The 13,009-nt window shown below is 42.6% G+C and carries 7 protein-coding genes; 1 reads left to right on the top strand and 6 read right to left on the bottom strand.

All coding sequences use genetic code 11. The features are described 5' to 3' along the window. Positions 1 to 737: 737 nt before the first annotated feature. Complete coding sequence (locus tag AB5217_RS22525; protein ID WP_004307069.1) at positions 738 to 1,946, top strand: hexokinase; 1,209 nt, start codon at positions 738 to 740, stop codon at positions 1,944 to 1,946. A gap of 154 nt (positions 1,947 to 2,100) precedes the next feature. Here AB5217_RS22525 and AB5217_RS22530 read toward each other — a convergent pair whose 3' ends face one another. The 6 genes from AB5217_RS22530 to AB5217_RS22555 all read right to left on the bottom strand — a co-directional run bounded on the left by AB5217_RS22530 (position 2,101) and on the right by AB5217_RS22555 (position 12,993). Then, the gene (locus AB5217_RS22530; RefSeq protein ID WP_004327206.1) at positions 2,101 to 4,095 is read right to left on the bottom strand and encodes a glycoside hydrolase family 97 protein; all 1,995 of its coding nucleotides are present in this window, start codon (positions 4,093 to 4,095) and stop codon (positions 2,101 to 2,103) included. A 115-nt stretch (positions 4,096 to 4,210) separates the two neighbouring features. Beyond that, positions 4,211 to 5,308: a cellulase family glycosylhydrolase gene (locus AB5217_RS22535; protein WP_004327205.1), complete on the bottom strand. Its 1,098-nt coding sequence runs from the start codon at positions 5,306 to 5,308 to the stop codon at positions 4,211 to 4,213. Between the two features lie 68 nt (positions 5,309 to 5,376). Next, positions 5,377 to 7,656, bottom strand: coding sequence for a beta-glucosidase BglX (gene bglX / locus AB5217_RS22540; protein WP_004327204.1), 2,280 nt, complete (start codon positions 7,654 to 7,656; stop codon positions 5,377 to 5,379). 16 nt (positions 7,657 to 7,672) lie between these two features. Beyond that, entirely contained in the window at positions 7,673 to 9,784 is a 2,112-nt protein-coding gene (locus tag AB5217_RS22545; protein ID WP_004327203.1) for a beta-galactosidase, read from the bottom strand. Positions 9,785 to 9,919: 135 nt separating this feature from the next. Beyond that, complete coding sequence (locus AB5217_RS22550; RefSeq protein ID WP_004327202.1) at positions 9,920 to 11,968, bottom strand: DUF5125 domain-containing protein; 2,049 nt, start codon at positions 11,966 to 11,968, stop codon at positions 9,920 to 9,922. A 26-nt stretch (positions 11,969 to 11,994) separates the two neighbouring features. Beyond that, positions 11,995 to 12,993, bottom strand: a complete 999-nt coding sequence (locus AB5217_RS22555; RefSeq protein ID WP_004310635.1) for a family 43 glycosylhydrolase — start codon at positions 12,991 to 12,993, stop codon at positions 11,995 to 11,997. Positions 12,994 to 13,009: the final 16 nt, after the last annotated feature.

The raw sequence follows: 13,009 nt of genomic DNA on the forward strand, positions 1-13,009 counted from the left end.
TAATAAGATGAAAAGACAATATTGGTGTAAGATAAATGTATAAAAGATTAAGGAAAGAGTATAATGCGTTTTCCCTGTTTCCTACCTGTATCTGTATCGTTCCACTCCAGTGAACAGGCTTGTGCACTAGAGTGAAAAGAACCGTCCACTCGAGTGGAACGATCTGTTCACTGGAGTGGAACGATACAGATACAGGTAGGAAGGAATGAAAATGATTAAGGAAAAACATAAAGATATAAGGTGAATGATACACAGGAAAGCAGTAAACAATAGGAAGTTGATTAATAAACGACATAAGGAAAGGAATAATCGCAAGTCCGGCGATAGTCCGGAAAAAGCTACAGCCATCATGCATGAGAAATGAGCAAAATAGATAAAAGGAGTATGAGAATAAGAGGAGAAATGAGTTGAAACCGATGAGAAATGCAGCTTTTTTAAGGATAAATGATGGAAATACTATGAGAAATACCATTTTACAGTTTATTTCTCATAGCATTATATTATTGATTTACAAACAAATACCATACCACTTATGAGAACATGAGAAATGAAAATGAAAAATCATTTGCAGGAGAACTTGAATTCAACGAAAGGTTATTTTTTAGGAAAGAGCAAAAAAGAAAGAGATAAATCAGGAATCCGGCCGAATCCATATACCGTATACCGACCGACCGAGCAAAATTCCTTTTCAGTTGTTATTCATATATATCATAGTATACACAATAAAAGTCAATATCATGGAGAAGAATATTTTTCAGTTAGATAATGAGCAACTCAAAGAAATTGCCCGTTCATTCAAAGCAAAAGTAGAAGAGGGATTGAACACTGAAAATGCAGAGATACAATGCATTCCAACTTTTATCACTCCGAAAGCAAGTAGTATTAATGGTAAATCGTTAGTGCTTGATTTGGGAGGAACCAATTATCGGGTGGCAATCGTTGACTTCAGTAAAGTTCCTCCAACCATTCACCCCAACAATGGTTGGAAGAAAGACATGTCGGTTATGAAATCTCCCGGCTATACCCGCGAGGAGTTATTCAAAGAATTGGCAGACATGATTACCGGAATAAAACGGGAGAAAGAAATGCCAATCGGATATTGCTTTTCTTATCCGACAGAGTCTGTGCCAAGCGGAGATGCCAAACTCTTACGCTGGACAAAAGGAGTTGACATAAAAGAGATGATCGGAGAAGTGGTAGGGAAGCCTTTACTGGACTATCTAAACGAAAGAAATAAAATCAAGTTTACGAATATAAAAGTGCTTAATGACACCGTAGCCAGTTTATTTGCAGGACTTACCGACAGCAGTTACGATGCATATATAGGTCTGATTGTGGGAACAGGCACCAATATGGCTACTTTTATTCCGGCTGACAAAATTAAGAAGTTAAGTCCGTCACATAAGGTCGATGGATTGATTCCCGTTAATCTGGAGTCGGGGAACTTCCATCCGCCATTCCTCACTGCAGTAGATAATACGGTAGATGTAATCTCCGACAATCCGGGAAGACAACGTTTCGAGAAAGCTGTATCCGGCATGTACTTGGGAGACATTCTAAAAGCGACTTTCCCTCTGGAAGAATTTGAAGAAAAATTCGATGCACAAAAGCTTACCTCTATCATGAACTATCCCGATATTTATAAAGAAGTGTATGTGCAGGTAGCACAGTGGATATATGGCAGATCGGCGCAATTGGTTGCAGCTTCACTTACAGGGCTTATCATGTTGCTAAAGTCATACAATAAGGAGATAAGGAGAATTTGCCTGGTTGCCGAAGGAAGTCTTTTCTGGAGCAAGAACAGAAAAGATAAAAACTATAATATGATTGTCATGGAGAAATTACGGGAACTCTTCAGTTTATTTGGTTTGGAAGACGTAGAGATCGACATAAAAAGTATGAATAATGCCAATCTGATAGGAACAGGTATTGCGGCATTATCCTGACACGTTCTAATTTGTCATTGCACGGCAGGTCCTCAATCGGCCTGTTCATAAAAATTCGATGCTGTATCAAATTTACTGATACAGCATCGAACCTATTTCAGACTTATTAAATCCGGTTCAATATTTAGATAGAATATAGAATCTAAAGTAGCTATTATTTGATCTTCAGTGCAAAACCGCCTCCGGGTGCCAAATGAATCTTCAACTTACTGTCATTCTTTATCCGGAAAGATTCACATTTATAATCACGTCCAACCCGGTGGGCATTCACTCCATCCTTAAATAATGTAGCATCGTATGTCTTGTCGCCCAAGAAGGAACAATCTACTTCAATATCACGTGCCGTCCAATCGGTAATTCCACCTACATACCAGACATTTCCTGCCCGGCGTGCCGTTACGATGTACTCTCCCATTTTGCCATCAAGCACGATACTTTCATCCCATACGGTCGGAATATTGGCAATAAATTCGGTCGATTCCAGTTCGCGCATATAGTTGCTTGGCGCATCGCACAGCATATTGAAAGGAGACTCGAATACCACATACAGAGCAAGTTGGCGACAGCGAGTTCCCTGGCTCATAGGTTCCGAGTTACAAGGATAATAGTTACCTTTCGAAGCATTACGCATCGCGCCTTGGGTGTAATCCATCGGACCGGAAACCTGACGGGTGAAAGGCAACAGTACGTCATACTTCACCTGATCGACCGAAGCCGGACTCCATTTCATCTGTTCCAAGCCATTAACCCCTTCAAAGTTCAACACATTCGGATAGGTACGATTCAAGCCGGCCGGTTTATGCGTTCCATGCAAATCGAGAATCAATTTATATTTAGCACACATTTCGGCAGCCCGATAATTGAATGCTGTCATATACTGATCGTCACGATCCATAAAATCGACCTTAAAGCCTTTGACTCCCATGTCGGCAAAATAACGGCAAACGTTCTCCATATCACGATCGAAGGCATAATAACCAGCCCAAAGAATGATACCTACATTTTTGGAAGCTGCATAATCTACCAGTTCTTTCAGATTAATATCTTTCACTACTTGCATCAAATCCGCCTGCAGGTTGACTGCCCAACCTTCATCAAGGATTACATATTCTATTCCGTTTGCAGAAGCGAAATCAATATATGCTTTATAAGTCGGATTATTTACTCCGGTGATAAAATCAACGCCATCCAAGTTCCAGTTATTCCACCAATCCCATGCCACTTTACCGGGTTTGATCCATGAAATATCCGTCAGACGGGAAGGAGCAGCCAACAAATAGCTCAAGTTGCTTGCCGCCAAATCTTTATCGGAAGTGGTAACAATGCTCATTCGCCATGGAAAACTTCGGGGGTTATCTACTTTGGCAATGTAAGCTTCACGCTCTTTCACCAACATCTGAAGTTGATTGTGTCCGCCCTGCACCGTCTTCTTGGGATAAGGAGCGAATTGACCCGTCAACCGGTTTTCCCCTTCAGCAGCAGATAAATAGAGACCGGGATAATTCTCCAAACCGGATTCTGTGATACAAATCTTGACACCTTCACCAGCATCCACTACTAACGGCAGAAACATCAAACGTTTTTTATTCAGTTTCGATAATCGATCAGTAGTATAAGTGTTCTCGAAAGAATTGAAATATTGGGATTCGTAATCACCGTCTTTCCCCGCTTTTACATACGGAACAGAGGCTACCATATCGGACGGGAAACGGTAATCTACAGTTTCATCCACTACATTGAAAGGTTTCTTCGACCGGCTGACAAAGCGATATGCAATACCATCATTGTAAGCACGAAACTCTACGTTCCAATCTTTCTTAAACCGGAGAGTCAGTTCATTATAGTAATCTCTTAGTTCGTTGGCGCGATAGAAAGGAGAAGGAACCATCTGATCTACTTTTTTCCCGGAAGTGCCGGCCAACTTTGCTTTCTCTCCCCAAACTTCTCCATTATCCAATGTCATTGAAATTGAAGAAGAAGCCAGTATCTGACGTCCGTCACAATGGATGTCATAAGTCAACTTATCACCGACGGTAATAGTTGTTTGGAGTTTCCCATCCGGAGAGTTCAAGGTAAATTGTTTTTGTGCTTGTACCGTAAGCGTACATGCGACAACACATAGAAATAATAAAATCTTCAGTTTTTTCATGGTTTTAATTATAGTAGTTATCAAATCATAAGAAGAATGATGCAAAAATAAAATAATATATGGTAGTAACCTATATGAAAACTAAAAAACAGAAATGAAAAATGAATACGAGATTCTATCTTCTTCCTGTCAGAGATTTTATGCAATCGACTTCTTCCTGCTGAAAAGGTACTCCGTTAGAACGATAAATATCATGGAACCATAACTCCGGCTCTTCTCCCGACGGAATCACTTCATCCCAAGCAAAAATAGTATTTGTCTTTCCTGCAACAAATCCCCAATTAATAGCTCCGGTCTTTTCTTTTTTCATCAGAGGAAGGACATTGCAAAAACGGCTGTCATTGCGGCGGGCCATATATTCGGTACAGATCAACGGACGGTTAAGCATCTTTAGAAACTTGATGCACTCGGCATGCTGTGCCTCATTATCGTAATTATGATAAGAGATAATATCCGAATGATTCAGCATAAATGCATTCAGAACATTCTTGCGGGGAGAATTATAGTCCCAGACACCGGCAGTAATCGGTTGTGACGGTTTACAGTCGCGTACCCAGCGAAAAACATTGGTCAATAAAGACAAAGAGGTTTCCTCGTGTTTACTATTTCCGGGTTCATTATATAAATCCCACATCAATATCCGGTCATCATGAGCGTAAGTGCGTATAATATCTTTGACATACTCTTGTAGAAAAGGATACAAAGTCAGTGTATCCTTGCGCAAGCTGCACGAAGGGTCCTGTACCCATCCGGAATTATGAACTCCCGGCTTCAGTTCTGGTTGTTTGCCATAAGCAGATTCAGCATTCCAACAGTCATCAAAGAATACAAACATAGGACGAATTGAGTACTTCTTACAAATATTCAGAAATTCATCCATACGTTTTTTCATGCCTTTCGCATCGTTTTTCCATACTACACTGCTTAAGAAAACCCGTAAGGTATTAAAACCCAGATCATGTGCCCATGACAGTTCTTTATCTATTTGTTTAGGATTGAAAGTATCCGCACTCCACATTTCTATCTGATTGATTGCTGTTGCCGGAATATAATTGCAACCTATCAGCCAATCCTGGTCGTCATACCATTTCTGTATTTTCTCTTCTGACCAACGATCATTGTTTGAGGAGTTGCACTCCTGCGTACAAGCATTTATACATATCCCCACTAAAAAGAATAAAAATGCAACACTAACACACCATTTATTTTTCATGCTATTTCAATTGATTAATATACAAGTCTATTTATTTTAATTTTCACCTTTGAGTTATACTGTATCCATCATTCAGCTCTAAACCGCTTGGTTTGTACATCACGGGAGTTCGATCCTACCATGACATCAAATTCTCCTGGTTCATAGATATATTCCAAACCGGAATTATAGAATTTCAGATCATTTTCCGTGATAACGAAGTTAATGTCACGACTTTCACCACTCTTCAGGAAAATACGTTTAAAGCCTTTCAACTCCTTTACCGGACGGGCAATCTCTGCATATATATCACGAAGATATAGCTGCACTGTCTCGTAACCGTCGTAGTTTCCTTTATTGGTAACAGTCACAGAAACCGTTAACTCACCGTTTTTAGGTAAAGTTTCCGAGCTAATCTGAAGATCACTATAAACAAAGTCTGTATAACTCAAACCATATCCGAACGGATACAGAGGCTCATTACTCTCATCCAGATAATTGCTGGCATAACGATTAAATATACGATTGTCAGGATCAGGACGACCGGTATTCAGATGATTGTAGAATAATGGCAACTGTCCCACCGAACGCGGGAAAGTCGTTGTCAGTTTACCGCTTGGAGCTACCTTGCCGAACAGTACGTCAGCAACCGCATCCCCCGTTTCACTACCTCCAAACCAGACATTCAAGATGGAATGTACATTTGTAGCCTCCCAGTTCAAAACCAAAGGACGACCCGTGAACAAAAGAAGTACGACAGGTTTGCCCGTCTTCACCAGAGCTTTTAATAAGTCCTGTTGAGCATCGGGTATCTCCAGATTGGTACGTGAAACCGATTCACCACTCATTTCCGCACACTCACCCAAAGCAGCTACAATCACATCAGCACGGGCAGCTATACGCAAAGCCTCATCCAATAACTGCCGGTTGTCTCCACGTTCAAGCGGCCGAATACCCGTAGCAGCCTTTTCCGTTTCTGCATCATAATATATGTTACTGCCTTTCGCGTATAGTATTTCAGCCTTATCACCCGCTGCCGAACGGATTCCTTCCAGTAACGTTCCGTGCCGGGAAGGAGTACATGTCATACTCCACATTCCACACATATTATTACGTGCATCTGCCATCGGACCGATCAGGGCAATCTTTCCTTTTATGTCCAAAGGAAGCAGATGATGATCGTTCTTCAACAAAACAAAAGTTTCAGTTGCAATCGTACGGGCGGAAGAACGATGTTCGGCCGTATAAAGTTTTTCCCGGGTACGCAGAGTATCACAATATTTATACGGATCGGAGAATAACCCCAATTTATATTTAGCTTCCAGGACACGACGGCAGGCCGCATTTATCTGTTCTTCCGTCACTTTTCCTTCTTTCAGGGATTCTTCCAGTGTGTTCAGAAAACCACAGGAAACCATATCCATATCTGTCCCTGCCTGCAAAGCACGTATGGAAGCTTCTTTCAGAGGGGCGACACCGTGGGAGGACATTTCGGCTATCGAATTATAATCTGTCACCAATAGTCCCCCGAAACCCCATTCATCCCGAAGCAGATCGGTCAGTAACCATTTATTGGCCGTGGCAGGAATACCGTCGACGATATTAAAAGAACTCATGACACTACCTACACCGGCATCAACGGCAGCTTTATAAGGAGCCAGATATTCGTTATACATACGCAGGCAGCTCATATCCACCACATTATAATCACGTCCTGATTCAGACGCTCCATAAAGTGCAAAATGTTTCACACAGGCAAGTATTTCATCGTTGCCCTGCATATTGTTTCCCTGATAACCACGCACATACGCTTTAGCCATTAAAGAACCCAGGTAAGGATCTTCCCCACTCCCTTCTGCGATACGTCCCCAGCGGGCGTCACGACAAATATCGACCATCGGGCTGAATGTCCAGTTAATACCGTCTGCGCTGGCTTCAATGGCAGAGATGCGTGCCATACGTTCGACGGCCAGAGTGTCCCAACTGCAAGAAAGCGCCAATGGGATCGGGAAAATAGTTTCGTAACCGTGGATAACGTCTGCACCTACAAGTAGAGGTATTTTCAACCGGCTTTCTTCTACCGCAAGGTGTTGCAGGGCATTAATTTTCTGGATCCCCTTGACATTGAAGAAGCCGCCTATTTCCTGTTTGCGAATCATATCGCTAAGTTCACCGTTCATCACCGAACCTGTCACGAGATCACCGCCCGAAGGCAGGTTCAGTTGTCCGAGTTTCTCACGGAGAGTCATCCGCTCCATTAAGTCGGTAATGAAACAGTCCATTTCCGCATCTTTCTCTCCCCCGGACGGTGAGCAGGCAAAGAGAGTAAGCCCGCAAAGGGCACAAGATATAAGATTTTTTATCTTCATTTTTCTTGTTATTGGGTTATTTATGCTTGTTGTCCGATTTTTCTTTCCACACCACTACTCCCGCAGGTTCAAGGCGTGCACTGCCAATCAGTACCTCCGCCTCATCGGGAATGACTATTTCCTGAATGTCCGACGTATAATTCAAGGCGATGTAAAAACCGTCACGCCATTCTTTCACTACTCCGTACGGCAAATCTTCGGTCGATACGCCTGCTTCTGTATATACACGACGTACCACCTCTTTTTCCAGTTTGCCGTCATCGGTATCCGTTCCGATATAAGTGACCGTTCCCTTACCCAGTTTGTGGTGTATCACGGAAGCGGCTCCCTTATAGAACTGGTCTGTATAGACAGCCCACACATCTGTTCCGGCAGCCGGTGTCAGTACGTCTCCCCAATTATTCCAGGCAAATTCCTTACCCTCGAAATCGATCTTTCCGTACAGATTGTGGGGCAGATGGTCATAATACAGGCTATTTATTCCGGCTAGTTGATGAATCGGAGCAGCCAAAGGAGCCTCCCACAGTTTGGCGTCACGGTCTTTCTGACCGGTACGGCAAGTCAGGATCAGATGTCCTCCCTTCTTCACATATTCAGTCCAACGTTCCACCAGCTTGTTGTCAAGCAACTGATAGGCAGGAGCTATCAAGAAAGGATAACCGGAAAAATCCTCTTTCTCCGAAATCACGTCTACCGGAGCTGCAAAAGATTTTAGCAGATTGTAATATTTATGCACGTGAGCCATCGTCCGCCATTGATCCGTCTGCCGCTGAAACTCCATTTCCCAATAATTACTCATATCGAAAAGTAAACCAATACGCCGGGAGGCCAGTTGACCGGGCATACGATTTTTCTTATCATAGGCGGCACGCAGTTTTTTCATCTCCTGCGTAATGCGTACATATTCTTCACCGCCCGGAGAAAGAGTTACTCCATCAGTCATTATCATACCGTAATGATATTGCTCACTGCCTTTCAGAGGTTGACGGAAACGGTAATTGCATACGAATTTTCCACCACCTGCAAAGACGTGATACACCCACATACGGATGGCACCGGGTAAAGGTTGGGGGTTATACACTCCCCAGTTCACCTGCCCGGGTTGGAGTTCCATAACTCCAAAGGCTTTACCTACGCGATTACGGAACTGGTCGTTTGAGAAACCGAGATCTTCCGGAATACCCATCCGGAAACCCTGGCTGCCTATTCCCTGATTATGTCCGGTCACCAGATAGCGGGTGTAGGTCAGGAAGTCCGGATGATCGATCCGTACCGGATCGACCGGATTGAAAATAGGTATCAGGTTGGTAGTGATCCATTGGTCTTTGTGGATATGCCGCCGAAGGATGTCTGCCTGCATATTGACAAAGCCTGCCAGTTCATCCGCCATAAAGCGGTTCAAATCGAGCATGGCGTGAGGATTGGCCTTATCAGGTACTTCCTGCTGGTTGGGAAGGCGAACCTGCTCGAAGTTCTGATAGGTTTCACTCCAGAAAGAGGCACCCCAGGTATCATTCAGTTTGTCAATAGTGCCGTATTTCTTCTGTAACCAGATACGGAATTTGGCTTGTGCATTTTCACTGTAATCTACCACCCCGTAGTGTCCCGGTTCATTGTCAATCTGCCAGCCGATAACAGTGGGATTATTGCCATAATGTATTGCCAGGCGGGAAACGATATTTTCTACATAATGACGATAGCGATCGCTACTCCAGGAAGCGTGCTGACGTCGTCCGTGTTGAATGGTCACTCCATTATCCCGTTGAATCAGTATGTCGGGATATTTTTTCGACAGCCAGACGGGAGGCGTGGGGGTAGGTGTACACATGATTACTTTCAGACCATACTTCTCCGCCAGAGAGACTGCACGATCCAGCCATTCAAAATGATATTCTCCCTCTTCCGGTTCCATCATAGACCAGGCGAACTCTGCAAAATGGGTGAATTTGATGCCCATTTCCGACATTTTCTTCAAATCACGCTCCCATTGGGAGGAATCCCATTGCTCGGGATAATAGTAAGAGCCCAAAGCAAACAACTCTTCCGGAGGAAAAGACTTATCGACCGGAGACTGGGAAAAGGATGATAATGAAAACAATAAAGTTAAGACAAATAGGAAATTCTTCATGAATATTATTTTTAGAATCTATATGATAAGACATTTCTGAAAGAAAAAGCCACATTGCTATTTGTATAAAGAGGTCGTGTTTCGGTGAAACCCGGCCTCTTTATCTTATGTAACACTAATACCTATGTCAGACTATTATCTCTTTGTAAACGTACAGGTATTTGTATTCATATCCAGTTTGACATGATATATACCGGCTCTGAAATTATTTCCCGGTCCAAAGTTCTCTGTTTCCTTCCATTGATCTCCATCCCAATAACCGCCCCGGGCTATTAAATCACCTTCAGATACGATGGTCACATCAAACGAAGTAATTTCATTATTCCAACCTTTTCTTTTATAAAATCTGAACATGAAATCGTTGTTCAGAAGGAGGTTAGTTTCATATACACGATCTCCGGTCTTCACACAACAAATAAAGTCTTTTGGATTATCCCATCCCCAATTTCCAATGTCATCGGGAAGGAGTCCGCTGATTCTAGGATGGCCGAAGGCAGCTCCAGTTATCCATACTGTTTCCGGGAATTCCGTATCGGTCGTTTTCTCTACATATATAAGTTCTCTATCCTTATTATATGAAATCCGATACTTACCGTCCGGAGCGTTAAACTTATATTGTCCATTTTCATTCGTAAAGTATTCCGGTTGAAGCATATAGTCCAGATAACTAAATCCTTCGAAATCGACCACTTGTCCTTTCGTGAGGTTTAACTCTACAGCGATATAGCTTGGATTAGTAGATTGAGTCAGTTCCGTACCATTTATTTTATAAGATTCCGGTCCAAGTTGTCCTTCATCCACCTTATCAATAAACATACATATATTCTTATTCAAATCTATCCGGACACGATATACTCCCGGTGTGAAATCCGGTCCGGCTACAAAATCACCGGTAAAATGTCCGCCACCAGTGCCACCTGTTGCCGGATCACTGTAATACCATCCCTTACCCAATAAATTAACAGGTTGCGTATTGACAATAGTACTAGCCAGTTCACCTCCCCAAGGACGTTGTTTGTAGAATTTAAACTGGAAATCTTTAACCAGATAAAGGGTGGTTTCAAAAATATTGTCTGCTACCTTCACACACTGGAATGCATCACTCGGCAAGTTGAAAGTCCATGCACCGACAGTCACCCGTCCGGCTTGAGGATGTCCGAAACTGGATCCGCAAACCCATAACCCATCCGGATAATTTACCGAGCGGTTTTCCAGATATGTCAGTTTGTTTATCGGATCATAATACAATTTATAGTTTCCGTCTACTCCTATAAATGTAGCTTTATCTTTTGTTATGTTTTCAAAGAAATCCGGTTGAAGCATCTTTCTCACATCACCAAAATTGCTGAAAGTCACTTCATCACCTTTATGAAGTTCCAAAGCAATGCCCAGAAAAGATGAAGCCTCTTCTAATATACCCATTTCCTGACCGTTAACCAGGAAAGATTGTTCTTGAATATTCTCATCTTTCGCTTCAAAAGCACAAGTGTTATTGTTCAAATCGAGCGTGATAAGATAAACTCCGGGTTGGAACAGCGGTCCCGGAATAAAATCTCCTCCCGTCTTTCCGGCAACCAAGAAAGGGGTAGTTAGAGTGATATTATCTTCGGGAAGAGTAGTGATCTCATTGTCTCCCTCTCCCCAGCCTCTATGCTTGAAAAACTTAAATGAGAAGTTATTAGCCAGATAGAGAGTCAGTTGAAAAACATTGTCGGCACTTTTATAACAATAAAGCACATTGTTAGGTCCGTCCATACTCCAACCGCTTGTGGTAACCAGCCTCGCTTGAGGATGTCCCCAGTTGGCTCCGCAGAACCATAATCCGTCCGGATAGGTCGCCCCGGCTTTTTCTATGTACAAAAGCTCATTAGCAGGATCATAAAGCACACTATAATCAGCCGTCTCTCCTTTGAAACGGGCCTTATTTTCGGACACATATTCAAAGTAATCCGGTGAAAGAATGGATTCTATTTCGTCAATCCCCGAAAACTCGACTTCCTGTCCTTTTTCCAGATGAAGCTTTTTTCCCTGAAAATTAGAGTAAATCTCTTCATCCAACACTTGACCTCCTACAGAAAGAGGAGAGGCAAGTTTCCATTCCGGCCATTGATCCCATTTCTGTACGTCATCACTGCAAGATGCCGTTAACAGCAACAGAAGGACCGTATATATATAATATTTCATAATGCAGTCATATTAAGATTATACATTTATTTTTTATATGCTTTCAGCAGAGCTTGATAAACTGTTTCGTTCACCTTCACAATACAGCCGTGTCGTGCGCCGGGTCTGTCCGTACCATCCTTTACATTAGGTCCGGAGAAAGTACGTTCTTTCCATGGCCCGTCCATAGAGGTCGACTGAAACAAATGATACCCATAAGGTTTGGCTGCATAAGATTCCGCATAAATAAACCAACCGCTATGATTCGGCCGTTCGATAAAAATAGGTGCTTCACGCATCATATCATTCGGAGTGACAGGTGCTCCCGGATTGGTATAAGGACCAGTCAGATTGGAAGAGGTGGCAATACGGACTGTTTTCCCTGTTTCCGGGGCAACAGCCGGATCGCGTTCGTCTTTCATAATCGCATAATAAACACCGTTTACTTTACGGATAATAGCATCGATAATAGCCATATTCTCATCCGTACCGGTAAAATTGAATAATTTCTGTGGTTCCGTATAGGTCTCGAAATCCTTTGTCAACACATAGAGAGTGCGCATACTGTCCCAATCGTCCTTATCCGGGTCGTTGCAGGCATGCCAGCTTATAATGTACTGTTCGCTATCCTTGTCATAAAACATTTTGGGTGCTCCCCAATAATAGGTAGTATAGAATCCCTGTGCATTACTACGATTAAAAATCATTTCATTCAACTGGGTAGATGTCCATGTCACCAGATTTTCCGAACGCCACAAAGCCAGCGGATTGACTGCAATCATATAGAAAGCTCCGTCATGTCCCTGACAAATATCAGGATGTCCAATGTAAGCGCTATTGATGATCCGGCCTTTATTCAGTGTTTCCCAGTTGATGCCATCCCGGGAAACAGCATAATATAACTTTCCATAATTTGCATTAGTCATGTGGGCGAACAAATATCCGCCATCAGTTTCCACTGGAATTTCTTCTCTGCCTGTTTCTGCATCATCCGAACACGACCAACTCATTAAAGACAATAATAGACCAATTATATAGTAACTCATACGTTTCATATCTTTT

Source organism: Bacteroides sp. MSSM.1001136sp1_RTP21357st2_D2_RTP21359_211015 (assembly GCF_040913205.1).
In the GTDB taxonomy this organism is placed as follows: domain Bacteria; phylum Bacteroidota; class Bacteroidia; order Bacteroidales; family Bacteroidaceae; genus Bacteroides; species Bacteroides ovatus.

Bases quoted from the DNA above. Each gene is read 5' to 3' on its own strand.
- AB5217_RS22525 (WP_004307069.1), top strand. From the start codon at position 738: ATGGAGAAGAATATTTTTCAGTTAGATAATGAGCAACTCAAAGAAATT.
- AB5217_RS22530 (WP_004327206.1), bottom strand. From the start codon at position 4,095: ATGAAAAAACTGAAGATTTTATTATTTCTATGTGTTGTCGCATGTACG.
- AB5217_RS22535 (WP_004327205.1), bottom strand. From the start codon at position 5,308: ATGAAAAATAAATGGTGTGTTAGTGTTGCATTTTTATTCTTTTTAGTG.
- bglX (WP_004327204.1), bottom strand. From the start codon at position 7,656: ATGAAGATAAAAAATCTTATATCTTGTGCCCTTTGCGGGCTTACTCTC.
- AB5217_RS22545 (WP_004327203.1), bottom strand. From the start codon at position 9,784: ATGAAGAATTTCCTATTTGTCTTAACTTTATTGTTTTCATTATCATCC.
- AB5217_RS22550 (WP_004327202.1), bottom strand. From the start codon at position 11,968: ATGAAATATTATATATATACGGTCCTTCTGTTGCTGTTAACGGCATCT.
- AB5217_RS22555 (WP_004310635.1), bottom strand. From the start codon at position 12,993: ATGAGTTACTATATAATTGGTCTATTATTGTCTTTAATGAGTTGGTCG.